Source organism: Brevibacterium moorei (genome assembly GCF_024580735.1).
Lineage (GTDB): Bacteria > Actinomycetota > Actinomycetes > Actinomycetales > Brevibacteriaceae > Brevibacterium > Brevibacterium moorei.
Genome location: NZ_JANIJX010000003.1, coordinates 32,950 through 57,618 on the forward strand (window position 1 = coordinate 32,950; position 24,669 = coordinate 57,618).

The 24,669-nt window shown below is 66.3% G+C and carries 20 protein-coding genes; 13 read left to right on the forward strand and 7 right to left on the reverse strand.

Going from position 1 to position 24,669, the window contains the following annotated elements; all coding sequences use genetic code 11:
* Window positions 1-68: 68 nt before the first annotated feature.
* The 5 genes from erm to NQ034_RS02990 form a co-directional block, all read right to left on the reverse strand.
* Window positions 69-878 carry a 23S ribosomal RNA methyltransferase Erm gene (gene erm, locus NQ034_RS02975; RefSeq protein ID WP_182048909.1) on the reverse strand — a complete coding sequence of 270 codons (810 nt, stop codon included), beginning with the start codon at window positions 876-878 and terminating at the stop codon, window positions 69-71.
* A gap of 141 nt (window positions 879-1,019) precedes the next feature.
* Complete coding sequence (locus tag NQ034_RS02980) at window positions 1,020-1,904, reverse strand: IS3 family transposase (protein WP_373567193.1); 885 nt, start codon at window positions 1,902-1,904, stop codon at window positions 1,020-1,022.
* Window positions 1,901-2,185 carry a transposase gene (locus NQ034_RS16355; protein ID WP_373567194.1) on the reverse strand — a complete coding sequence of 95 codons (285 nt, stop codon included), beginning with the start codon at window positions 2,183-2,185 and terminating at the stop codon, window positions 1,901-1,903. Before NQ034_RS16355 ends, NQ034_RS02980 begins: the two co-directional genes overlap by 4 nt.
* A gap of 241 nt (window positions 2,186-2,426) precedes the next feature.
* Window positions 2,427-5,885 carry a MobF family relaxase gene (gene mobF / locus NQ034_RS02985; protein WP_223841893.1) on the reverse strand — a complete coding sequence of 1,153 codons (3,459 nt, stop codon included), beginning with the start codon at window positions 5,883-5,885 and terminating at the stop codon, window positions 2,427-2,429.
* Between the two features lie 125 nt (window positions 5,886-6,010).
* Window positions 6,011-6,748: a MerR family transcriptional regulator gene (locus NQ034_RS02990; protein WP_182818773.1), complete on the reverse strand. Its 738-nt coding sequence runs from the start codon at window positions 6,746-6,748 to the stop codon at window positions 6,011-6,013.
* A gap of 105 nt (window positions 6,749-6,853) precedes the next feature.
* Here NQ034_RS02990 and NQ034_RS02995 point away from each other — a divergent pair, with 105 nt between their 5' ends.
* Window positions 6,854-7,054, forward strand: a complete 201-nt coding sequence (locus NQ034_RS02995; protein ID WP_182818772.1) for a hypothetical protein — start codon at window positions 6,854-6,856, stop codon at window positions 7,052-7,054.
* A gap of 227 nt (window positions 7,055-7,281) precedes the next feature.
* Window positions 7,282-8,157, forward strand: coding sequence for an exopolyphosphatase (locus NQ034_RS03000; RefSeq protein ID WP_182818771.1), 876 nt, complete (start codon window positions 7,282-7,284; stop codon window positions 8,155-8,157).
* A gap of 325 nt (window positions 8,158-8,482) precedes the next feature.
* Here NQ034_RS03000 and NQ034_RS03005 read toward each other — a convergent pair whose 3' ends face one another.
* Complete coding sequence (locus tag NQ034_RS03005; protein ID WP_257046951.1) at window positions 8,483-10,060, reverse strand: recombinase family protein; 1,578 nt, start codon at window positions 10,058-10,060, stop codon at window positions 8,483-8,485.
* 155 nt (window positions 10,061-10,215) lie between these two features.
* Between NQ034_RS03005 and NQ034_RS03010 the strand changes: the two genes are divergently transcribed.
* The 6 genes from NQ034_RS03010 (at window position 10,216) to NQ034_RS03035 (ending at window position 18,199) form a co-directional block, all read left to right on the forward strand.
* Window positions 10,216-11,100 carry a lytic transglycosylase domain-containing protein gene (locus NQ034_RS03010; protein ID WP_257046952.1) on the forward strand — a complete coding sequence of 295 codons (885 nt, stop codon included), beginning with the start codon at window positions 10,216-10,218 and terminating at the stop codon, window positions 11,098-11,100.
* A 227-nt stretch (window positions 11,101-11,327) separates the two neighbouring features.
* Window positions 11,328-12,728 carry a glutamate decarboxylase gene (gad, locus tag NQ034_RS03015; protein ID WP_257046953.1) on the forward strand — a complete coding sequence of 467 codons (1,401 nt, stop codon included), beginning with the start codon at window positions 11,328-11,330 and terminating at the stop codon, window positions 12,726-12,728.
* Window positions 12,728-14,332, forward strand: a complete 1,605-nt coding sequence (gadC, locus tag NQ034_RS03020) for a glutamate/gamma-aminobutyrate antiporter GadC (protein WP_257046954.1) — start codon at window positions 12,728-12,730, stop codon at window positions 14,330-14,332. Before gad ends, gadC begins: the two co-directional genes overlap by 1 nt.
* Before the next feature lie 47 nt (window positions 14,333-14,379).
* Window positions 14,380-15,357: a pseudouridine synthase gene (locus NQ034_RS03025; protein ID WP_257046955.1), complete on the forward strand. Its 978-nt coding sequence runs from the start codon at window positions 14,380-14,382 to the stop codon at window positions 15,355-15,357.
* Between the two features lie 177 nt (window positions 15,358-15,534).
* Window positions 15,535-17,055: an IMP dehydrogenase gene (gene guaB, locus NQ034_RS03030; RefSeq protein ID WP_257046956.1), complete on the forward strand. Its 1,521-nt coding sequence runs from the start codon at window positions 15,535-15,537 to the stop codon at window positions 17,053-17,055.
* Window positions 17,056-17,200: 145 nt separating this feature from the next.
* Window positions 17,201-18,199 (forward strand): VOC family protein, encoded by a 999-nt coding sequence (locus NQ034_RS03035; protein WP_257046957.1) that lies wholly within the window; start codon window positions 17,201-17,203, stop codon window positions 18,197-18,199.
* Between the two features lie 67 nt (window positions 18,200-18,266).
* Here NQ034_RS03035 and NQ034_RS03040 read toward each other — a convergent pair whose 3' ends face one another.
* Complete coding sequence (locus tag NQ034_RS03040; RefSeq protein WP_257046958.1) at window positions 18,267-19,106, reverse strand: acyl-CoA thioesterase; 840 nt, start codon at window positions 19,104-19,106, stop codon at window positions 18,267-18,269.
* A gap of 186 nt (window positions 19,107-19,292) precedes the next feature.
* Here NQ034_RS03040 and thiE point away from each other — a divergent pair, with 186 nt between their 5' ends.
* The 5 genes from thiE to NQ034_RS03065 all read left to right on the forward strand — a co-directional run bounded on the left by thiE (window position 19,293) and on the right by NQ034_RS03065 (window position 24,648).
* Entirely contained in the window at window positions 19,293-20,024 is a 732-nt protein-coding gene (gene thiE, locus NQ034_RS03045) for a thiamine phosphate synthase (protein WP_257046959.1), read from the forward strand.
* A complete protein-coding gene (gene thiD, locus NQ034_RS03050; protein WP_257046960.1) occupies window positions 20,021-20,926 on the forward strand; it encodes a bifunctional hydroxymethylpyrimidine kinase/phosphomethylpyrimidine kinase in 906 nt (301 codons plus the stop codon). The genes thiE and thiD overlap by 4 nt, the downstream gene beginning before the upstream one ends.
* Before the next feature lie 48 nt (window positions 20,927-20,974).
* Window positions 20,975-21,745 (forward strand): TenA family protein, encoded by a 771-nt coding sequence (locus NQ034_RS03055; RefSeq protein ID WP_257046961.1) that lies wholly within the window; start codon window positions 20,975-20,977, stop codon window positions 21,743-21,745.
* A 144-nt stretch (window positions 21,746-21,889) separates the two neighbouring features.
* Window positions 21,890-23,065 carry an alcohol dehydrogenase catalytic domain-containing protein gene (locus NQ034_RS03060; protein WP_257046962.1) on the forward strand — a complete coding sequence of 392 codons (1,176 nt, stop codon included), beginning with the start codon at window positions 21,890-21,892 and terminating at the stop codon, window positions 23,063-23,065.
* Between the two features lie 206 nt (window positions 23,066-23,271).
* Window positions 23,272-24,648, forward strand: a complete 1,377-nt coding sequence (locus NQ034_RS03065) for an MFS transporter (protein ID WP_257046963.1) — start codon at window positions 23,272-23,274, stop codon at window positions 24,646-24,648.
* Window positions 24,649-24,669: the final 21 nt, after the last annotated feature.

Here is a 24,669-nt window from a genome sequence, read left to right on the forward strand (position 1 = left end):
ACCGTTCCCCCGAAACACCAGACTTTCACCCGAAGTCCGAGAACAACCACTCACTCCAGGCAGCGAGATCATGAATCGTTAGACCGTGGTCGTGTTTGGTGGGTTTTGAGTGGTGGCTGCTCAGGCATCGCGTTCCAGACTCCGGCCCACTGCTCTGGTGTCAGGTCTCGCGGCAACGCGCGTGTGTCGATGCCACTCTGCCTCAAGAGTTGCTTGGCTTGTCCAGGATCGAGGCGGCCCGCGTTCGCGATGATGCGCTCGAGGGTTCCGCCTCGACCGGTGAACACCGCGCGTACGAACTGTTCGTACCGGCTGCGCTGTGAACCGGGAACGAGAGGATGGTTGCGTCTACTGATCTGGATGATGCCCCCATCAACGCTGGGGCGTGGGCGAAAACCCCAGGAGGGAACCCGGCCGTGGAGGTCGAAGGTAAACCAGGGCGCAGTCTGCGCAGTCAGCATGGTGGAGCCACCGATCCCGCAGCGCTTGCGTGCGACCTCCCATTGAGTGAGGAGCACGGCCTCGGTCCAGGTGCCGCCCCGGAGAAGCCGTCGCAGAATCGGAGTGGTGAGGTGGAAAGGGATGTTCCCTACGATCACGGGATGGTCGAGAGGAACGGTGAGCGCGTCGGCGTGATTGATCGTCACGCCTGGCAGTGCGCTTTGGAGGCTTGCGATCCGATGCTCGTCGATGTCGATCGCAGTCACTGGCCTGCCGAGTTGCGCGAGAGGCCTCGTGAGTGCACCGGCTCCAGCGCCGAGTTCAAGGATCGGCCCCTTCGTCGCCGTAACGAGGGCTGTGATCTTGCTGATAGTGGGTGTGTGGGTGAGGAAGTTCTGGCCGAGTTCGTGTCGGCCGCCGTGGGATGAACGAGGCATGTTCGCGCTCCAAGAAAGAAGGATGGAGCGCCTCGGAAACAGGGCAGAGCACAGAGAAAAAATGGGTGCGCAAGATCGCCGTTCCGAGACGCGAATGGTTGGACTGAGGGGTGTTTTTCGGACCGTGGTGAAAGGTGGTTTTCAGGCTGCTTGACTGCGGTTCGTGTATTCGGCTTCCACCTCATTGGGGGTGCGGTACCCCAAGGATGAGTGGAGACGTTTCTGATTATATCGGAGTTCAATCCACCACACAATGTCGCGAATAGCTTTCTCCCGTGTGGGATACACCATTCGATGGACCCGCTCGTTCTTCAAGGTCGCATTGAAAGACTCCGCCCACGCATTGTCCCAGCACACCCCGGTCTTCCCGCACGAGGCGCGTATCCCATAATCACTCAACGTGTGTGCGAACGCCTCCGACGTGTATTGACTTCCCCTGTCCGAGTGAAAGATTGTCACACCCCGAGTATGGGGACAATTCTTCACCGCCATGGTGAGTGCATCCTGGATGAGGGCGGTGCGCATGTGGTCCGCAATCGCGTACCCCACGACTTTCTTCGTGCAGCAATCCAGCACTGTCGCCAGATAGCAGAACCCCACCCACGTCGGAATGTAGGTGATGTCCCCGACCCACTTGAGCCCGGGGGCATCCGCGTGGAAGTCCCGGCCCACCAGGTCCTCGCGCTCATCGATGTCTCCGGCGGGGATCGTGGTGCGCACCCGCAGGCGCGGCTGCACCGCCACCAAGCCTTCCTCCCGCATGATGGTGCGCACAGTGTCCTGGCACACCACCACGCCCATGCGTTCCAGCTCGGCGTGGATGCGCCGGTACCCATAGGTGGCATCCGACGCCTCGAAACTGGCTCGAATACGGTGCGTGAGATCACTACGACGCACCTCGGCTTCAGAGACTGGTCGGATCTTCCAGTCCATGTACCCCGACTTCGACACCTCCAAACAGCGGCACATCAAAGTGATCGCGTAATTGCCTTCTTCACTCAAGATGAACGCATACCGCGCGCTCACTGATCTTCCTTCGCGAAGAAGGCTGCTACTTTTTTTAGGAACTCATTCTCGAGTCGTAGCTCGCGGTTCTCCTTGCGGATTCTCTTCAGTTCCGCTGATTCCACGACCTCTCCCGAATCCGACACCTCGGGGTGAGCAGCCCGGTACTTCTTCACCCACAATCCCACCGTCTGGGACACCAGCCCATAGGACTGTGCCACCGAACTGATCGTCCGATCCTTGTTGATCACTTCAAGGACAACCTGCTCCTTGAAATCATCACTGTACTTGCCGGAACTCATGAATCAATCCTACCGTTCCCCCGAAACACCAGACTTTCACCCGAAGTCCGAGAACAACCACTCACTCCAGGTCTCTCGGATGGACGACGCGCGAAGCGTTCAGCGAGGCGCGCCGTTAGGCGCGGCGGTCGCGGACAGCAAGCGTGTGCGTCGCAGCGAACACGCAAATCAAGTTACCCATGCCAAGCATCATACCCGACGCCAGGATAGGTCATGTGGACCACAGGAACTGCGTGACTGATCACAGGCCGCGCGCTGGTCCCTCGCGGCGCGGGTCATAGCGTTGGGGATCGTTCGCAAACGGACTATGCAGTTGCCTGGCCCGTTCCGTTGCCTGCTGCCGACCACGCTCCTGCTCGGCGCGCTTCGTCTCGATGAGCTTGGCGGCGACGTTCGTCGGGAGGCTGCGGAGTTCTGCACTCTCGACGCGAAGGAAGTCTGCGCGGGTGCGAGCATCGCGGGCATTGCGTCGAGGGTTGAGGGCGCGCATCCCGTACTGGTGAGCGCGGGCATTCTCAGCCCCGTACTCGCTTGCCAAGAGCGCCAGCCGTTCGTTGCGGTGACGGTCAACCGTTGTGGTTCGTTCGGTGCGCGCGGTTTCGACAGCTTGGTTGGCTTCGCTCACGCGGGGATCGGCTTCTGCTCGCCGCTCCGCGACCTGTGTAGCCCATTCGGGTAGTGCGCTGCGGGTTCGTGGCGGTTCGGCGTCCCACTCATCGCGAAGGTGTACTCGGATGGTTGCTGCTTGTTCGCTGGCGGCGCGGTGCTCGTCGCGGGCCTTACGCCGCCCGAATCGCCCGACAGTGGCGAGGCGTGTGCTCGCTGTCCTCTCTGCTTCTACTCTGGCAAGGTACGTCGCTCCGTCTTGTTCGGCTTGCTTGGTGAGGGGCGCGGCGACCTTGGCACGCACCCGCGCGGCCTCTTCCTCGGCCTGGCGAAGCGCGGCGGTGCTCTCGTCGCTCTCGGCCCGGTGCGCAGCGCGTTGGGCATCGAGCCGGTTGGCGGCCTGCTCCCATCGATCCGCATGCCGCTCAGCACGTTCGGCTTCCCTGTCGAGTCTGGCGAGTTCTTCGGTGACGCGCTGGATCGGGCCGTCCTTGACGATGCCACGCACGGCTTCGGCGGCTTGTGCGGTGGCGTGGTCGAGGCCCCGGTCTGCGGGATCGCGCTCCGTCGCTGCAACGAACTGCGCCCGAGCCTCCGCCATATCCTCGGCAACAACGTGCAGCCAGTTGTGCTCGCGGCCTCGGGTCATGCCAACGTAGACGCCTGCCGCGCTCGTCGCCTCAGTCAGCATCGTGTGGGAGGCGTTGACGGTTGCGCCCTGGACGCCGTACGCGGTTGCTGCGTAGGACAGGTGCGCGTGTTCACTCACGTACTCAGGCGGGAGGGCGACGGTGCGGGGGTTCCTGCGCCCGCTGCCGGTCTCGCGGGCGTACACGGTGCCATTACCAGCGACGTGCTGCACGATCCATTGCTGCCGGTTCGCCACGCCAAGCGCGGGGTCGTTCCTCCTCGTCTGGATCAGATCACCCCGACCGATAGGCAGCTCGTCGCTGCCGGTCGCCGTGATCGTGTCATCAACCTCGCCTCGCTCGACCCGCCCCATGCGGATGCGCTCGTTCAACGCCGCTGCCTTGTCGTTCGAGGCGACCGTGATCGCCTCACCCTCAGTAGCTTGCTCTGTGATGTGCTGCTGGGCTTGTTCCTCGTCCGCGTGCAGTATCACGAGGCCCATGGCAGTGAGCCGGTCGAACACCTCGCCGGGGTTCTCCCGGTCGCGCATCGTCAGCGTGAGTGTCGCGTACTCGGCGTCGGCGAACCGGTGCAGCTCGGTCATGTCGTATGTACGGCCCCTGATCTGTGCGGCCATGTCGAGTACCCCGCCCCGACCGACAGCGGGGAGTTGGGCACGGTCGCCGACAAGCGCGACGGTCGCTCCGGCTTCGGTGGTGATGGTGAGGAGGGCGTGGGCGGTGTCTTGGTCGAGCATCCCGGCCTCGTCCACGATTACCCGTTCACCCCGCGACAGCACAGCATCGTCGGGCGGGCCGGTGAAGGTGCGCCCGGTGTCGGGGTCAGCGTCGCCAGGGTGTAGGCGTGTCCATACGCCATCGGAGTTCCATCGCCATCCGTGCGCATGTACGAGCGCCGCAACGCTCGTTGCGGGGATGCCGAGTTCTTCGTGCGCGACCTGCGCCGCGCGCAGCGTCGGTGCAACCACCCGTGACGCCCTGCTGTGCTGGGCGGCGACGTCGATGGCGGTGCGCAGCATCGTCGTCTTCCCGCTGCCCGCAGCACCCTCCACGATCACCAACGGGTCAGATGATGCAACCGCAGCAGCAGCGACCGCCTGCCCTTTGTTCAGCCCCGCTACTTGTGCGGCGTCGGTCATGTCCGGGTGCTTCGATTCTTGCTCTGGGGTGGTGGCGGCGAAGCGGTCGCGGAGCGCGGTTTCGGCGGCGATCACGGTGAGGCTGGTCAGGTGCGCGACATGTTCCGGCGTCGCCGCACCCGGTGGCAGGACGGAGAAGCAATCCGAGACCGCAAGGTCGGTCGCTATCTTGATGAACTCGCGCAGCTCGGCAGGTGTTGCTTGCACTCCGTGTTCGGTGGTGATGCGGGTGACGTGCTCCTGCATGCTGTGTTTCGTCCATGCTGATGATGCGGCGGCGCAGCGATCCAGTGCCCGTGATGCAACCTCCTGCACCGCAAGTTCATCCAACTGCACCGGGCGCTGCACGGTGCTGCGTCGAGGTGCAGCGGGGTCGTATCCGGCGTCGCGGAGTTCCTGCACCCACCACTGCTCGTTCTTCAAATCAGTCGGCTTCTTCCCTGGCCGCTTGTGTGTCCAGGCGATGCCCTGCAACTTCGCGGTCATGATCGGGCCGAGAGCTTCGCCGGGGTGCTCTGTTTCCCATTCGGCTTCGAGCCGGACGAGGTTGCGTCTGATCTGCGCAGACCGCTTCGACATCACCCCATTGAATGGCTGCAACTCAACTACCTCGCCGGAGACGGGATCGAGGGTCAGGCCATGCTCTGCGAGGGTTTGCGCGAGGTGTGGGTGCGCGGCGATGACCGCGGTTCCGAGGGCGCGGATCGCGCCTTGCTGCTTGAACAACGCCGCCGTATCCAGTGCCCGCCACTTCCCAGCCGCAAACACCCGAGTGCCGATCTGCATGTGAATATGCCGGTGCGGATCACCAGCCCGCGAGGTCTTGTGGCGGATGCCGACGACCTGCATCTGCTCGATAGGCAGCACTTCCCGCGCGTCACGCGGCCCGACCCTGATGACGGAGTGTTGGCCGAGCCAGCGGCGAATCTCTCCAAGTGCATCCTGCTGCGCTTGGTCGAGGGCGCTAGATACTTCGGGGTGGAGGGCGGCGGCGACCGACAGGCTCTTGGGTGCGTTAATCGTCATCTCCGCGAACAACGGCGAACCCTTCGACCCCTCACCCGGATTACGTGGCGTGCCCATCGACTCACCCGTGACGGGATCGTGCCAGTCCACCCACCCCTCGTACTCGACCGCCGACAGTGACATTGCGGCGGTGACCTCGCCGCTAGCATCGAGCACCGTGTACTCCGACAAGGCGTTGTCCGCGCCCAGGTAATACTCGTCGGCGCGGGAGCGGTCGGCCTCGACATAGCGGCGCGCGGCAGCACCTGTGCCGCGGAACAGGATCACCCCGCCCTTCATCCTGGCCTCCCTCATGAGTCGTCTCATGAAGGAGGTGCGCACGCCCCACCCGCGGTGGCATACGTGCATCCGTTGTTTCAGAGGCAGAGGGTGGCCGGTGCCGAGCGGTCGGTGGGGTGCTGGGGTTAGGAGCCGGTTACTGGTTCGCTCGGGGCGGGTGCGTCGGAGGCGATGAACTCGGTGATGTGTTGTTGGAGGAGGGCTGCGCCGTCGAGCATGGCTCTGGCTCGGTGTGTCAGGCTGGTTCGTCGTTCGGTGAGCGCGGCCTGTAGAGCATCGGCACTCTTGCTTCCTCGGAGTTCGGTGATGATGGGTCTGATGCGGTCGAAGCGATAGCGTCCTTGCCGGAGGAGATGGATGATTCGGGCGTCTCTGACGTCCTCGCTGTCATAGACCCGGTGGCGGCGGCTGGTCTGCCGAGCTGGGGCGAGCAGACCAGCGTGTTCCCATACGCGGAGCGCTGACGTGCGTATCCCGAGATAGTCCGCGAGTTCTCCGATGGACAACGGCGCGTCCGGGCCGGCGTGATGCTCTACCGCAGCGGCAACACGGGTGAGGGCCTGGCTCGTTTCGGTAAGGGCCTGGCGTTGCTGGTGAAGTTCGTGGTGGCTGGCATCAAGGAGGGCCAATGCTTGGTCGATCTGTCCTGTGCTCAACGCTTCCATGATGGAACGGGCTGATCCAGCGCCGTGGCCGCGTGCGAGTGCCTGATAGCAGAGTAGAGCGCTGAGGTGCGCACCGCGATAGACCCGGTAACCCGAACCTGTGCGATCGGCAGGCGGGAGGACTCCGGCGGCTTCGAGGTTGCGAATCTGTTGGGTGGAGACTCCGGCCCGGGTTGCCAGATCGACGGGGCGCATCATGGTTCCTTTCGAGTGCGAGTTGAGGCTTACACGGCATCAGTCCAGGATTTTCGGCAGTCCACACCCTCCAACCCTCAACTAGCAGTTCAATATTATACTTGAAGTATGAGTGATTCCCCAGATAACCCGACCCGATTCCGCCTGGACATAGACCTGGGAGCCGTCGCGGGAGATCCAGTTGAGGAACTGGCGCGTGTGCTGCGGTACTGGGGCGGCAACATGAAGCATTACGACCTCGCCCAGCCGATTACCGAGACCATCTACGACTCGGAGTATCGAGAGGTCGGCAAATGGTCGCTGTCTTGACCCGCGAAACCGCACCCTAGAGCGACTGCGGATGCTCGCGCCGGAATGATTCCCGGCGCGAGCATTCGCAGCCGTTCCTATCGCTGCAGGGCGGCCTTCTGACAAGTCGTACCTGCGCTGCGCCGGGGAAGCAGCGACGTATCGACTGACGAACGGTTGTAGCGGCGTGCTGGTTCACGTCCTGGCGTGGGTTCTGGTGGCGCACCTCCTTCACGGGAGGTGCCACCGTGACCGAACACACCCCACCCACTACAGGCGACGACGCCGCAGCCCAGGATGGCTCGCCACGCCACGGGTTCGAGACACCAGAGGGCTTACGCACCCTGCTGATCCGGTTGCACGAGGCCGGGCCTGGGGCCTGGCGCAGTGACCGTGAAGCCGCGGAACTCATGCGGTACACGGCAGAGAGGTATCGACGCCTGGCCCGCAAGTACGCACTGGATGAGTGGGAGATTGCCTCGGCAGCATTCGAGGTCATGCTCGCCCCCTCGACCAGGAACGCCGGAAACCCGTGGGCGGTCGTCACTCGCGCGATGAAGATCACCTGTGGCGTCGAAGTGCGGGCGGCGGGGATGCTCGTCTCGCCGAGCAAGGTGCGCCACACGGCCAGAATCGTCGGCTTCCACGACGCCATCCGGTTCGCGGAGCGAGAGAACCTGGCCGACTACCACCCCGCGTTCGCCGTCAACCCCACCACCGACAATGAGGAAGACTTCGACGGCAGCGAGCGCGCTCGGGTCGCTGCCGTCCTATCGGAGATAGTCGGGCTGTTCGCCTCGGCCGGATGGGATGCCGTGCTCGTGACCGACTGCATCGAGCACGTCGCCTACCGGCTCGGCGATCTGACCTCCCGGCCGAACGCGGTAGAGGTGCTACGCCGCGACCGCGCTATCCCGGAGCTGCTCGGGGTACCGTCGACGTCGTGGGCTGCCTTGCTGCGGATCGTGCTCGGGCATCCCGCTCCGAAACACGCTGGTACTGCGACTGGCGACGGGGTGCTGCTGCGCCTGCTCAGCGGCGAACCCCTCGACTCCCTGCGCTGCGACACCGGCCTGCTGGCTGCGATATGGGCCGCCAACCCAGACAAGCAGGCCGAACCCTGAACCACCGCGAGTCTGTGGGAGGGGCGTCGTACCTATCAGCATGAGCATCCCCACCGCACCCGCCTCCGTCACTCCTGACCGTTCCGCGCCGTCGTCACAGCATGCTGCTTTCACGTTGGGAGCACGCCTGGCCGCTGCCTCACGTCAGGCGCAGGGTTTGCCCGCGACGGTGGACGATCCGGCGGTGCTGGACGAACTGCGAGGACTCTGCACGGCACCTCGCCCCAACAAGCGCATTGTCTCGAAGATACGGAAAGGCCCCGCACCCTGAACCGCTTGCGCTGGTCAAGATGCGGGGCCGACAACGCCCTGCGGGTGGCCGTGCTCAGGCTCGCCAGACGAACTCCACCCGGCGGGCCAGCACCTCGGCGCGGTACACGGTGCGGCGGGTGTGGAACGCCTCAACCGTCTCGTTGCGGCGACGTGCTGGGGTCGCACCGTTCATCCCGTTCGGCAGAGCGTGGACGAGCACGGCTTCCAAGATCAGGCTGGTGGCCTGGTACTGCCACAACGGGGTACGCCCCGCCCATTCTTTGGCGACGGTGGTCACGTCGATGCCCGGCCCCTCCTGTTCGGGCATGGCGGCGGCGTACTCACGCCGGGTGACCTCGATCCGCTCGGCGATCCTGGCCCGCTGCCGCACCCACATCGCCTTGTCGATCAACCCGTCATAGTGATCGTCGTCCAATCGGGCCAGGCGTTCCCGGTCAGCATCCAGCCTCGCGGCGAGACCGACCCGCGCACCCGCGTCCACGCTCGGCGTCGCCCGCTTCGACGGGGCCAGGGTGATTTGCTCGAATGTTGCCAGCACCGCTTCTTCCACCAGTTTCGAGATGTCGGCGGAGCGGATCGAGCGGTGACATCCGCCGCGGGTGGCCTGCACGCACTGATACACGTTGCCTCGGTGGAGCATCGCCCGCCCACACGCTGAGCAGCGGATCAGCCCCGAGAACGGATACATGCGCTTCGCCGCCCCACTGCCGGGCTGATGGAAGTTCCGCGCCTGCTTCCGCGCATCGAGCACATCGGAGACCTGCTGCCAGGTGTCCTCATCGAGAATCGCAGGCCAGGCGGCTTTCACCTGCATCTGCGAGGTCTTCGCACGGGTGCCGTCCGGCAATACGGGGCGGTACTCGCGCACGCCTTTGATGGAGGGGCTGCGCAGCACCATCTTGATCGTCTTATCCGACCACGCGCACCCGTGGGTGGTCAGCACGCCGCGCTCGTTCCAGTCCTTGCGAATCCGGTACAGCGACTCACCGGCCAGCACCCGCTGCGCGGCCTCGGCCACCATCGGCCCCGCCACCGGATCAACGACGAGGGCACCGGACTCGGCGCGGTAGCCGAACGGCACCCTGCCGCCGTGCCAGGTGCCCTCAATGGCTTGCTGCTTGGCTGCGCGGGCGACTCGGCGGGCGGTGTCGGCGCTGGACTTGTTCGCCATCGCTACCAGCACCCTGGCCATCGCTACATCCGAATCGGTGTCCAACCGTAGGGAGCCGGTGACCGAGCGCACGGTGAACCCGGCCAGCACTTTCGCGTCGATCAAGTCCTCCAAATCTCTGGGGTCGCGTACCGCTCGATCCAGGTCGTAGGCGATCATCACTTGCGCCTGTCCATCGGCCAGGTGCTTGAGCATCGCGCGGAACTCTGGGCGAACCACGCGGCGCACCCGCTCACCCGATGCCAGCGTGATCGTGCGCTGCTTGAACGCCGACGTGTCATTCTCACGGAACACCGCCGCGACCTCCCAGCCGTGCGCGACAGCGTAGGCGCGGCAATCGGCCTCCTGCCGATCCACCCCACGCTCGGTACTCTCGGGATCATCACTGATCCGCACATACACCACCGCCCGCAACGGCGACACTGACCCCGTACTCTGTTCCTGCTGGTTCTGGCCCATCAGTCGGCCCACCTTCCTACTCGTGTGAGAGGTAGGTGCGTTTACAGAACCTCGGCTAACCCGCCCCCACCCACCCGCCCCGTTGGCCGGTGGGGAAGCGGTGGGCAGTTAGGATGGGTAGGTAAACCTGTGAAATCGAGTGGGTGGGGTGGGCTGTGGTCTGGACACGGGGCAGGATCGCGGTGGGCATCATCGCCTTCGCCTGCATCGGCGGTCTGATCGCGGTCTTCACCCTCATCGTGCTCCCCATGCAGCGCACCACGGCGGCCCAGTCGCAGCCCGCTGTCGCCGAGGGACGGGCGAACGGTGCTGCGGCTTCGGACGCCGAGGCCCCAGCGCCGGGCGCCGCAGGCTCGGGGGAGGACGGTTCCGGTACCACCGCGCGGGACTCCTCCGACACGGCCGCGGGCGCTCGGGCGAAGCAGGGCGCGGCTGCGGACGTGGCCAGTGACCTGGTGCCGATCGGGGCGGATTCGATCAACGCCTCCTGGCTGAGCCGCCAGGCCGGAGTGACCGGAATCCCGCACCGGGTGCTGCTGGGCTATGTGACCGCGGCGAACTGGATCGATCAGCGCTCGGCCGGCTGCAACCTGGACTGGTCGACCCTGGCCGGCATCGGCTATGTCGAATCCCACCACGGCACCATCTACTCCGGTCAGGTCGAAGCCGACGGGGTGACCAGACCCAAGATCGTCGGCGTGCAGCTCGACGGGGTGAAGACCGCGCACATCGCAGACACCGACGGTGGCGAATACGACGGCGACGCCCGCTACGACCGGGCTGTGGGCCCCATGCAGTTCATCCCCGGGACCTGGAGGAAATCGGCCGTGGACGGCAATGGCGACGGCAAGAAGGACCCGCAGAACATCGACGATGCGGCCTTCACCGCGGCGCAGTACCTGTGCGCCGGTGGGAAGAACCTGGCGGCAGGGGCGGCCTGGCGCCAGGCGATCCTGAGCTACAACAATTCGCCGGAGTACGTCGCGCAGGTGTCCGGCGCCGCCCAGACGATCGCGACGAACTCCCGCGCCGCCGGCTGATTCCACCCGACCCGGCCCGCTCCTCCGGAGCCCTGCGCGCCCGCCGCCCTGGTCGGCTAGCGGCCGGAATCGGACCGGTGAGCGGACTATTGCGGGGCTCCCGGAAGGAGTTGTATAGTGAAAACGGAAGTCGAAATCACAGTCAGCAGCCACATCCGAGGACGCGACAGAGTATCCCCTCACCGGTTTTCCTCCCCGTCCGGGTGCGAGCACGGAAAGGGAGCACCATGGCACAGTCGCCCAATATCAACGACCGCCTCGCCAGCCAGACGGACGTCGAGCTCAACCCGATGTTCACCCGCCCGGGGGAGGCCACCTCACTGCCCCGCAATCGGGTGCCGGAGGGTGAGTCCCTGCCGGAGACGGCATATCAAATCGTCCACGACGAATCCATGCTCGATGGCAACGCCCGGCTGAACCTGGCCACGTTCGTCGGCACCTGGATGGACGACTACGCTAGGCGGATCTACGAGGAATCCGCCGACAAGAACATGATCGACAAGGACGAGTATCCGGCGACCGCGGATATCGAGACCCGGTGCTGGCGGATGATCGCGGCGCTGTGGAACGCACCTGATCCCGACAATACGATCGGGACATCCACCATCGGATCGTCGGAGGCCTGCATGCTCGGCGGGCTGGCGCTGAAACGCCGTTGGCAGCACAGGCGCAAGCAGGAGGGCAAGCCCACGACCTCACCGAACATCGTGCTGTCCTCGGCAGTCCAGGTGTGCTGGGAGAAGTTCTGCAACTACTTCGACGTCGAGCCGCGGTATGTTCCGATCAGCGAAGAGCATAAGGTTCTCGACGGCCACGATCTGGACTCCTACGTCGACGAGAACACGATCGGGGTCGTGGCGATCATGGGCGTGACCTACACCGGGATGTACGAACCGGTCAAGGACATCGCCGCCGCCCTGGACCGGATCGAAGAGGCCCGCGGGCTGGACATCCGGATCCATGTCGATGCAGCTTCCGGCGGCATGATCGCCCCGTTCCTGCAGCCGGACCTCGAATGGGACTTCCGACTGGAGCGGGTGGCCTCGATCAACGTCTCCGGTCACAAGTACGGACTCGTCTACCCCGGCCTGGGCTGGGTCGTCTGGCGCGAGCTGGAGGACCTGCCGGAGGATTTGATCTTCCGGGTCAGCTATCTGGGCGGGGACATGCCGACCTTCGCGCTGAACTTCTCCCGCCCCGGCGCCCAGGTGCTGCTGCAGTACTATCTGTTCCTGCGGCTGGGGATCGACGGCTACACGCGGGTGGGACAGGCCACGATCGACGTCGCCCGCTACATTGCGGGTGAAGTCGCCAAAATGCCACAGTTCTCCCTGTGGAACGCCGCCGAGGACATCCCCGTGTTCGCCTGGCGGATGAACCCCGAACACAAAGCGGACTGGGACCTCTACGATCTCTCCGAAAGGCTGCGGATGAAGGGCTGGCTGGTCCCCGCCTATCCGATGCCGGACGACCTGAGCGATCTGACGGTGCAGCGGGTCGTGGTCCGCAACGGCCTCAGCCGTGATCTTGCGGGGTTCCTGGTCAAGGACATCCAGCGCGAGGCCGGATACCTCGACAAGTTCGGCGGCAGTCATGCGCGCAGCCGGAGCGCGGGATTCCACCACTGATGTCCGCGTCTCAGAATCCCCAGCCCACCGGCCCGAAGCCCGCCGGTTCCCAACCTTCGGCCGCGCCTCGCCGTGCCGACGGAACGGTCGCCCCGTCGCCCGAACACGTCCGCCCACACCCGTTCCCGGCCTCGCACGCCGGGCCCGCAGTCGGCGCCCCGGCCACCAGTGCGACCAAGTTCCTCAGTGTCTTCCAGCTGGCGATCATGACGGTCGTGACCGTCGCCAGCCTGCGCAGCCTGCCTGCCATGGCCGGATACGGGCTGGCCTCGGTGGCGTTGTTCGTCATCCCCGCCATCCTGTTCCTGGTGCCCACGGCGCTGGTCGCCGCGGAACTGGCCACCGGATGGAAGGGAGGCGTGTTCGTCTGGATCCGCGAGGCCTTCGGCGATCGCTGGGGCTTCGAGGCAATCTGGCTGCAGTGGATCCAGAACGTCGTCTGGTATCCCACCCAGATCGCCTTCATCGCCGCCAGCCTGTCCTTCGTTGTCGGACACACCGGCCTGGCGGATTCGGGCCTGTTCACCGCGATCGTGATCCTCGTCCTCTACTGGGGTTCGACCCTGATCACCCTGCGCGGCGGGAAGCTGTTCGCCAATGTGGGCACGTGGAGCGGCCTGTTCGGCACGATCCTGCCCGGCATTCTGCTGATCGTCTTCGGTGTGATCTGGCTGGGGTCGGGACAGTCCTCGCAGACCTCGCTGGAACCCACGGCGCTGATCCCGCCGCATACGGGACTGTCCGCGATCGTGTTGATCGTGTCCAATGTGCTCGCCTATGCGGGCATGGAGGTCAACGCAGTGCACGCGAACGATCTGCGCAATCCCGGCAAGGGTTACCCGCGCTCAATCCTCATCGCCTCGGTGTTGATCCTGGCGGTGTTCATCCTGCCGGTGCTGGCGATCGCCGTGGCCGTACCCAAGGCCCAACTGGGGCTGACCAATGGCATCAACCTGGCGTTCCAGACTTTCTTCGACGCCTGGCACATGGGCTGGGGCACTCCGGTGATATCGGCGCTGATCGCTCTGGGTGCCTTCGCCTCGGTCGTCACCTGGATCGCGGGCCCCTCGCGCGGCTTGTTGGCGGCGGCCCGCAACGGACTGCTTCCGCCGGCGCTGCAGAAGCGGAACAAGGCCGGGGTCCAGTCCGGGATCCTGACCGTGCAGGGCATCATCGTCACGATCCTCGCGGCGCTGTTCATCGTCATTCCCAATGTGAATACGGCGTTCATCGCGCTCGTGGACATGGCCGCCGCCCTCTACCTGATCATGTACATGCTCATGTTCGCAGCGGCGATCAGGTTGCGCCGAACCCGGCCGGATGTGGAGCGTACGTACCGTGTGCGCGGGATGGACGTCATCGCCGGCGTCGGATTCGTCGCCTGCCTCGCGGCCTTCGTGCTCAGCTTCATCGCGCCATCGGGATTCACCGCGATGCCGGCGGGCATATACCCGGTTGTGGTGGGAATCGTCGTGGTGGTGCTGGCGGCACCCCCGCTGCTCTTCTACCACTTCCGCAAACCCGGCTGGGACAAGCGGACCCCCGAGGAGATCGCCGAGGCCGAGAAGTCGATCCTGGTCAATCCGCCGGACGACGCCGGCTGAGCCGCGGCTGATCACCCGGCCGGTCGGGGCTGATAGGCTGGCGCCTCGTGAAATCACCCCTGCCCCCGCGCGAGGGCATCAGCGCCAACCGGCTGCGCGCACCCGGCGGCCTGCAGACACACGCCGGCGCACATCTGCCGGTGCCCGCGACCGTGGACCAGTGGCTGGCCGGGCTCTTCCCCGCCGCCGCACCCTCCGAACTAACAGCCCTGCTCGACCCAGCTGCCGGCGATATGCGCGATGAGTCCGGCGCCCCGGTCGAAGCCGGGGACCCGCCGCACCCCGGCGGCTTCTACTTCTTCCACCGGCCCGTCCCGCCCGAAGCCCGGATTCCCTTCGAAGTGACCACCGTCTACGAGGACGCGGACCTGCTGGTCGTCGACAAGCCCCATTTCCTGGCCTCGACGCCCAATGGCCGTTTCGTGCGCGAATGCGTGGTCACCCGGGCACGCGTCGAACGCGATGAGCCGGACTTGGTGGCCATCCACCGGCTGGACCGGGTGACCGCCGGCCTGCTCGTTCTCTCCCGCCGCCCGCAGACCCGGGGCGCCTACCAGAGCCTGTTCCAGGCCCGCCGCGTGCACAAGCAGTACCTGGCCCTGGCCCGCCTGCCCCGCGGTTTCGACCCGGAGACCTTCGCCGGGGGATTCCCACTGGAGCGCCACAGCCGGCTGGACAAGGAGCCGGGCACCAGGCAGATGCTCGAGGTGCCAGGGCCCGCGAACGCGCATACGACGCTGGAGTTCGTCCGGGAGGTCGCCTCTGCCCAGGGGGAGGCCCGCACCGGCCTGTTCCGACTGCATCCGCATACGGGCCGGACCCACCAGCTGCGCGTGCACATGAACGCCCTGGGCCTGCCGATCCTGGGCGACCCCGTCTACCCACGGGATCTGGCGCCGGACCCCTACGACTTCTCCAGCCCCCTGCAGCTGCTGGCCCACCGCCTCGCCTTCACTGATCCGCTGACCGGCCGGGAGCGGGCGTTCGAATCGAGGCTGACGCTTCGCGGGACGTCACCGGCGTGAGACTCGACACGTTCGGCTGGATTCGGCTGCCCGGCGCCACCGGGCGGGGAATATGATTGACGAAATCAAAGTTTGAACTGCACATCTTCTGGCCCGGAGCCGGCGAACCAGCCGGTGGCCCGGCCCGGAGGGTAGGGACAGACGACGAACGACCTACCAATCTTTGAGAGGGCACCCATGGGCAGCGGCAATTCCGCAGTAGACAACGATCCATTCGCACTGACAGGTCTGACGTACGACGACGTCCTGCTGCTGCCCGGCGACACGGACGTCATCCCGTCCGAGGCCTCGACCCGGACGCGCCTGACCCGTGAACTCGACATCAACATCCCCCTGGTATCGGCTGCGATGGACACCGTGACGGAATCCCGCATGGCGATCGCGATGGCCCGCATCGGCGGCATCGGCATCATCCACCGCAACCTGAGCAAGGAGGACCAGGCGGCCCAGGTCGACTACGTCAAGCGCAGTGAATCGGGGATGATCTCCGATCCGGTGACGATCACGGCGGATAAGACACTGGCCGAACTGGACGAGGTCTGCGCGCAGTACCGCATCTCCGGCCTGCCCGTGGTCGACGAGTCCGGCGTCCTGGTGGGCATCGTGACCAACCGCGATCTGCGCTTCGTATCGCATTCGAAGTACGAGACAACCACGGTCGCCCAGATCATGACCAAGTCGCCGCTGATCACTGCTCAGGTCGGCGTTGCGCCCAATGACGCCTACGCCCTGCTGGCCGAACACAAGATCGAGAAGCTGCCGCTGGTCGATGAGCACAATGTGCTCCAGGGCCTCATCACGGTCAAGGACTTCGTCAAGACCGAGGAATACCCCGATGCCTGCCGCGACGGCGAGGGCCGGCTGCTGGTGGGCGCCGCGATCGGCTTCTACGGTGACTCCTATGAGCGCGCCGGCCTGCTGGCCGACGCCGGTGTGGACGTGCTGGTCGTGGACACCGCCAACGGCCACGCCCGCGGCGTGACCGACATGATCAAGCGCCTCAAGTCGGACAAGGCCTTTGCCGGGGTGCAGATCATCGGCGGCAACGTCGCCACGCGTGAGGGTGCGCAGGCGCTCATCGACGCGGGTGCGGACGCCATCAAGGTGGGCGTGGGCCCGGGCTCCATCTGCACGACCCGGATCGTCGCCGGCGTCGGCGTTCCCCAGGTCACGGCGGTCCACCTGGCCTATCAGGCGGCCAAGGCGGCCGGCGTTCCGGTCATCGCCGATGGCGGCCTGCAGTACTCCGGCGATATCGGCAAGGCCCTGGTCGCCGGTGCAGAATCGGTCATGCTGGGGTCCCTGTTCGCCGGCACTCGTGAGGCCCCCGGCGAACTCATCCTGGTCAACGGCAAGCAGTACAAGTCCTACCGCGGCATGGGGTCGCTGGGTGCTATGGCCCCGCGCAAGGGCAAGTCGTACTCTAAGGACCGCTACTTCCAGGCCGATGTCGCCACCGATACGGAACTCATCCCGGAGGGCATCGAGGGCCGCGTGGCCTACCGCGGGCAGCTCAAGAACGTCGCCTACCAGCTGACCGGCGGCCTGCGCCAGACCATGTTCTACGTGGGCGCGCGCACGATCCCGGAGCTGCGGGCAAACGGCCGTTTCGTCCGCCTGACCACGGCGGGTCTGAAGGAAAGCCACCCGCACGACATCCAGATGACGGTCGAGGCGCCGAACTACCACTCGCACTGAGTCCCATCGTCTGAGTCGCGGTGCCGCGTGGCCGGGACCCGCCATGGACCCATCCAGGGGTCCGGCGGGTTCCGGCCACGCGGCGTTTTCGCAGATGGGCGGGCAAAGGGGTGACATATCGCTCCGGCGGTCGCACACTTGTGGCATGACACCGAACCCCGTTCCAGACCCCAGACCGCCCACCGACGAAACCGAACGGACCCCGCTGGCCGTCTCCCTGTGGTTCGACAGGTGCGCACAGGATGCCGTTGAGCACTACACCAGGGCGTTTCGCTCCGTCACCGTCGAACGCGCCGAGAACTACCCGGCCGATCCCGCAGAGCTCCCTGACTTCCAACGCGATTTGGCCGGCGAACTCCTGGCGCTCGACCTGCGGATCGAGGACCTGGACTTCACCTTCATCAACGCCGATGACACCTTCCGGCCGACCCCGTCGCTCAACCTGACCGTTAACTTCGATCCGGCCCGGCACACCGATGCCCGTGCCTATCTGGACCGGGTCCACGCGGTGCTGATGGAGGGTGGCCGCGAACTGATGCCGTTGGACGCCTATCCGTTCAGCCCGCACTACGCCTGGGTTGAGGACCGCTTCGGGGTGAGCTGGCAGCTGATGGTGACGAACCCGGACGGGCAGCCCCGACCGTTCCTGCTGCCCTCGCTGAGCTTCGGCGGTCCCCAGCAGAACCGTGCGGCCGAGGCCGTCGACTACTATCTGCAGACCTTCACCCGGATCTTCGGCCCCGACCTCCCCAGCGGACTGGGCCACCTGTACACCTATGGCGAGTTCGGCGGGGTCCCGGACCTGGGCCCGGGGGTCGAATCGCCGGTTACCGCCGAATCCGTGATCCACGCGGACTTCCGGCTCGCCGGGCAGTGGTGCACGGCGATGGACCCAGGGGCAGGCCAGGACTTCACCTTCACGGAGGGTGTCTCGCTCATCGTCTACGCGCAGGACCAGGCGCAGATCGACGCACTGTGGGAGGCTCTGTCGCATGTCCCGGAGGCCGAGGCCTGCGGCTGGTGCAAGGATCGCTTCGGCCTGAGCTGGCAGATCGTCCCGCGCACCTGGCCGGAGCTGAGCACCAGGCCGGGGGCCTATCAGACGATGATGGGCCAGAAGAAGATCATCATCGCCGAATACTGAGTTCGGCTCGACCCCGGCCGGATTCCCCGGGACCGACCGTGATCCGGCCGCTGGGAACGGCCGAGGTTCAGGCCGGCCGAGGCGCGGCGCCACCGCCGGCACGGCGCTTGCGGAACAGGACCTGCTGGCTGATCGAGGCCAGCAGGACGCCGGAGGAGTCGGTGATGTCCCCGTGGTAGAGCCCGCGCCCGTAGGCCACGGAGCGGGGCCGCAGGTCCATCAGCATCCACTCCTCGGCGTCCATCGGGCGGTGGAACCACAGAGTGTGGTCCAAGCTCGACTGCGATTGGAACTCCTCGGTGTTGTACGTGCCGATGCCCGACGAGATGTCGGAAAGATAGGTCACCGCCAGGATGTTCATGAGGTCACGGCTGATCGTCGCAGCCCCCACCCCGGTGCGGCTCAGATCGGCCGTACAGCGGGCCCAGAAGCGCTGCGGATAGTCGGGTTCGGGGAAACCCGGTTCGGTCCTCCTGCCCTCGAAGCTGAACAGTCGGGGGATCGGGTAGAACTCCTTCATCGGCAACTCGTGGTCGTTCAGCGCCGTATCGCCCTGCACATCGGGGGACTTCCCCGGCAGTGCGAAGGACGCCGACATATTGAAGATGACCCGTCCGTTCTGCAGTGCCACCACGCGCCGGGCCGAATAGGAACCACCGTCGCGGTCGCGGAAGACCTGGAAGACCGTGGGCTTCGAGGCGTCGCCGGGCCGCAGGAAGTATCCGTGCAGAGAGTGCGGCAGGCGCCCGGAGTCCACGGTCAGGGCCGCGGCCAGCAGGGATTGGGTGGCGACCTGGCCGCCGTAGAGCGCGAAGGGTTCGTCGAAGACGAAGCCGGCGCGGTAGATGTTGAGGTCGATCTTCTCCAACTGCAGAAGATTGAGCAGGCTGCCGGGTGCTTCGGTCACGGTTCCTCCAAGGTTCGGGCTATGCGGGGATACCCCAACTCTAGACTGCCGTGGATGTTAGTGTGGAGCCGATGACACGGGGTGCCCAGGTAGTCGCACCGGCGCGGGTTCGTGCCGCCGCCGGCCGGCCAGGGCTGAGAACACACCCGTCGAACCTGTCTGGATAACTCCTGCGAAGGGATGGTCATGATTGACCCCGCTGTGCTCAACCCCCGCCTGATCCCCTACGATTTCAGCCTGTATTTGGTGACCGACACCGCGATGTGCACCGCCGCCGGGCGCGGCGTGGCCGACACCGTCGCAGCCGCTGTCACCGGCGGCGCCTCGGTCGTGCAGGTGCGCGAGAAACACGCCTCCGACGCCGAGGTCCTGGCCCTGACCCTGGACGTGTTCGCCGCCCTGCGCGGCATCCCCGCACCGGCCGGGACGGCGGCCGAGAACGTCCCCGTGTTCCTCGACGACCGCGTCGAAGTCGTCGCCGAACTGCGTCGGCGCGGCCTGCCCGCCCACATCCACGTGGGCCAGACGGACATGCCGCCGGCCCAGGTCCGCGCCCGCCTGGGCGCCGAACCCCTGCTGGGCCTGTCCGCCCACACCGCCGAACAGTTCGCCGTCGCCGCCAAGGCCGGGGGAGTGGACCTGTTCGGAGTCGGCCCCGTCTGGGCCACCCGGACGAAGGACGTGCAGCGCCCAGCACTGGGCGTCGAGCACTGGACCGAACTGAACCGGGAGGCACTGGAACTCGGGATCCCCGCCGTGGCGATCGGCGGGATCAAGGGCCACAACGTCCACGAACTCGCCGGCGCCGGCGCCCTGGGCGTGTGCGTGGTCTCCGATATCTGCACTGCAGCCGATCCCGAGGCCGCAGCGCGGTCGATCCGCGCGGCCTACCTCGGCGCGCAGGGGGAGAACCGATGAGCACTGCGCCGACGAACACCGTGCCGAACCCCACGCCGTTGAATACAGTGAACAGGCCCCCGATCGCCCTGACGATCGCCGGCACCGATCCGTCGGGGGGCGCCGGCATCCACGCCGACCTCAAGAGCTTCGCCGCCCGTGGCGCCTACGGGACCTCCGTCATCACCGCCCTGGTCGCCCAGAACACCCATGGTGTGTCCCGCGTCTACGGGATCGATGCGGACTTCGTTGCCGACCAGTTCGACTCGGTGCTCGGGGACATGCCCGTGGACGCGGCGAAGACCGGGATGCTGGGCACCCGAGAGCTGGTCGACCTGACCGTGGACAAACTCGCAGAGACCCCCGTGCCCCACCTGGTCGTCGACCCCGTCATGGTCTCGACCTCGGGACACCGGCTGCTCGACGCCGACGCGATCGGCGCGGTGCGCGCGCGCCTGCTGCCGGTCGCCTCGGTCATCACCCCGAACCTGCCGGAAGCGGCCCTGCTGCTCGGCGATGACGTCGCCGAGGCCCGCGACGAGTCCCAGATGACGGCCCAGGCCCGCGAACTCGTGGCGCGCGGGGCCCGGGCGGCCCTGGTCAAGGGCGGCCACGGCACCGGCGGCACTGTCTTCGACGTGCTCGCCGTCGCGGATGGCCACGGGGCGACCTCGGTGCACGTGTACACGCACCCACGGGTCGCCTCGGCCAATACCCACGGCACCGGCTGCACCCTGTCCGCCGCCATCACCGCGGAACTGGCCCGCGGGGCACAGCTGGAGCCCGCGGTCTTCGAGGGCCTGGAGTACCTGGGCCGGGCCCTGGCCGCGGCGGCGGGCTGGAACCTGTCGCTGGACCCGGCCGGCGCCCACGGGCCGGTCGACCACCTGGTCGATCTGCGCCCCGTGCGCGCACGAGCCTGAGCACCCGAAACCCGAGCTGAGCACCCGAAACCCGAGGAGGGATACACCATGGTCGACTACCACCTGTTCAGCCAGGGCCCGCGCACGCGCGAGCTGTGGAATTCCGTACACGACGTCATCACCCGGATCGAGGAACTCGACTTCCTGGGCCAACTGGCCGACGGCACACTCGGCCACGAGGCCTTCGTGAACTACCTGTTGCAGGACGAGTTGTACCTGGACGGCTATGCCCGGGCCATGAGCCTGCTGGGGGCGGCCGCACCCAGCAACGACCAGACCCGCTTCTGGGTCTTGGCCGCCGGCGAGGCGATCGCCGATGAACAGTCGATGCACGCCGAATTGCTGGCGGACCCCGGGTTCTCAGCGATCGCCGACCGGCTTTCGACCGCGGCCGGTGTGATCGGGGCGGCCTGGCCCGCCGGCGGGGCCAACCCCACGACACTGGGCTACACCTCCTATCTGCTCAGCCAGGCGGCGAGCGCACCCTATGCGGTGGGAGTCGCCGCGATCCTGCCGTGCTTCTGGGTGTACGCGCACATCGGCAAGGTCCTGGTTCAGCGGGTGCGGGCGGGGTCCCGCGATCTGGCGGGGCATCCCTTCGCGACCTGGATCGAGGCCTACGACAGCCCCGACTTCGACGCATCGGTGGTGGGGGCCGTGGGCATCCTCGAGGGCCTGCTGGAGGCCGCGCCGAAGGCCGAGCTCACGCGCATGGTCCAGACGTTCCGCCAGGCGTGCCTGTACGAACTGCACTTCTGGGCGGCGGCCCATGTGGGCGAGGACTGGCAGGAGCCGAATCACCGCACCCCGCGGGGCTGAGGGCCGGCGGGGCCGGGACCCCGCGGTGCCCGGACCCGGGAGAGCGCGTCGGGACGTGTGCCGGAGCGGCCCCGGGTGCGTGCCGTGGAGATATGCGTGCGCGGTAATGTGGGGACGAACGAAACCCCGAAGAAAGGCAGATCGATGAAGATTCGCGGAGCAGTGCTGCGCACCATGGAGGCTCCCCGGCCCTACGCCGAATCGAAGCCCCTGGACGTTGTCGAAGTCGAACTCGACGCCCCCGGCCCCGGCGAGGTCCTGCTGAAGATGACGGCGGCCGGCCTGTGCCACTCCGATCTGTCCGTGGTCAACGGCAACCGCCCCCGCCCGCTGCCGATGCTGCTGGGCCATGAGGGCGCCGGCATCGTCGAACAGGTGGGCCCCGGTGTGAGCGACCTGGCCGTCGGCGACCACGTGGTCACCGTCTTCCTGCCGCGTTGTGGGAAGTGCGAGAACTGCCTGACAGACGGCAAGCTGCCGTGCATTCCCGGCAGCGCCAGCAACAACGCCGGCTATCTGCCCGGCTTCGACACCGCTGCCGATGCGGACGTGCCCCGCGATGGCAACGGGATCGCGCAGCTGACCCGGCTCCATGAGATCGACGCAGCCGGCAATGTCACGGGGGACCTCTACCATCACCTGGGCGTTTCGGTGTTCGCCGATCACGCGGTGGTCAACCAGGCCTCGGTCGTCAAGGTCGGCGCCGACGTCCCGCCCGAGGTCGCAGCGCCCCTGGGCTGCGCCGTGCTCACCGGCGGCGGCGCCGTCATCAACGCCGGCAAGCCGCAGCCGGGCCAGGACGTGATGATCGTGGGCCTCGGCGGTGTCGGCATGGCCGCCCTCATCACCGCGCTGGGCCTCGATGGGGTGCGTGTGATCGCGGTGGATGCGAACCCGGACAAGCTGGTGCGGGCCAAGGAGCTGGGTGCTGCCGCGGCCTTCACCCCGGCACAGGTGGCCGAACAGGGAGTCAAGGCGCCGGTGGTCGTCGAGGCGGCCGGGCATCCCGCGGCCTTCGAAACCGCCTTCGAGGCGACGGCGGTGGGCGGCACGACCGTGACCGTGGGCCTGCCGGCGCCCGACGCCACCTCCTCGATCCACCCGGTGGTCCTGACCAGTGAGGCGCGCACCGTGATCGGCTCCTACCTGGGCTCGGCCGTACCCGCCAGGGACATCCCGAAGTACGCCCAGCTGTGGCGGGAGGACCGGCTGCCGGTGAAGGAACTCGTGTCCTCGACGATGCGCCTGGACCAGATCAACGAGGCCATGGACACCCTGGCCGACGGTAAGGCGATCCGTCAGGTCATCCTGTTCGACTGAGCTTCCGAGCCCGGCCGATTCCAGGGCCCCGGCACCGTTCCCAATACCACGGAACGGGACCGGGGCCCTGATCTATTTCTGCTAGAACGCTGTGAAAGGAGTATGCTGTCCTCGGAATATAACCAAGTTGACAACGCTGTCGGCGGTCCGCACCCATATCCCCGGTCCGGACCGCCGATGGCATTTCAAGGAAAAGAGTTCGCACAATGGCGACGAGCACGACTCCTGACGCTGCTGGCAGCGGCAGCGCCCCCGGTCCGAACCAGAAGACCACCTGGCAGACGGTCAAGGCCATTCTGGCCGCGTCCTCGGGCAATCTGGTCGAATGGTTCGACTTCTATATCTACTCCTTCTTCTCCGTCTACTTCGCAACGCAGTTCTTCGTCAAGGACAACGAGGTGCTGTCGCTGCTGCAGGCGGCCCTGGTGTTCTTCGTCGGCTTCCTGATGCGACCCATCGGCGGCTATATCTTCGGCCGGGCCTCGGACAAGCTGGGCCGGAAGAACTCGATGCTGATCTCCATCCTGGTCATGTGTGCGGGTTCGCTGCTGCTGGCCTGCCTGCCGACCTCCGATCTGATCGGCGGCTGGGCGGCCTTCCTGCTGCTGATCGTGCGCATGATCCAGGGTCTGGCCGTCGGCGGTGAGTACGGTGCGACCGCCACCTACATGTCCGAGGTCGCCACCGAGGGCAAGCGCGGCTTCTTCTCCTCCTTCCAGTACGTCACGCTGGTCGGCGGGCAGCTGTTGGCCAGTCTGCTGGCCGTCATCATGACGCACACCCTGGGCGATGAGCAGATCACCGCCGGTTGGTGGCGCCTGCCGTTCGTGATCGGCGCCGTCGCGGCCCTGGTGTCCCTGTGGCTGCGGTCGGGTCTGGAGGAGACGACCAGCGAAGAGGTGCGCAAGCACGAACACGCCGGCAGCTTCCTCGAGGTGCTGCGCCACCCGCGGTCCTTCTTCGTGGTGCTGGGCATCACCGCCATCGGTTCGCTGGTGTTCTACATCTTCACCACGTATATGCAGAAGTACCTGCTGGTGGTGCACCAGAAGACTCCTTCGGCGGAGACCTTCTCGAAGGGCTATATCGCCGACCTCATGACGATCGTGCTGCTCATCTTCATCATCATGCAGCCGATCGCCGGTTGGGTCTCGGACAAGATCGGGCGCAAGAACAACATGCTGATCTTCGTCATCGGCATGATCATCATCCCGATCCCCGTGCTGCACTTCATCGGCAACTCCACAAGCCTGGTCGGTGCGGGTATCTGGATCGTCATCGCCATGGCCTTCGTGGCCATGTACACGTCGATCTCGGGCATCGTGAAGGCCGAGATGTTCCCGGCGCACATCCGCGGTATCGGCGTGGGCTTCACCTATGGCATCGGCAATTCGCTGTTCGGCGGTTCGGCCGAGTCCGTGGGCCTGTGGTTCCAGAACGCCGGGCACGGCAGCTGGTTCCCGATCTACGTCGTCATCGTCGCGGTGGTCGGCCTGATCGCGGTGCTGTACATGCACGACAACCGCAAGCACTCCACGATCGACAACCCGGACGATTCGGCATACGGCCGCGTGGGTAAGTAAAAGCACGGGGCTCCACGGCCC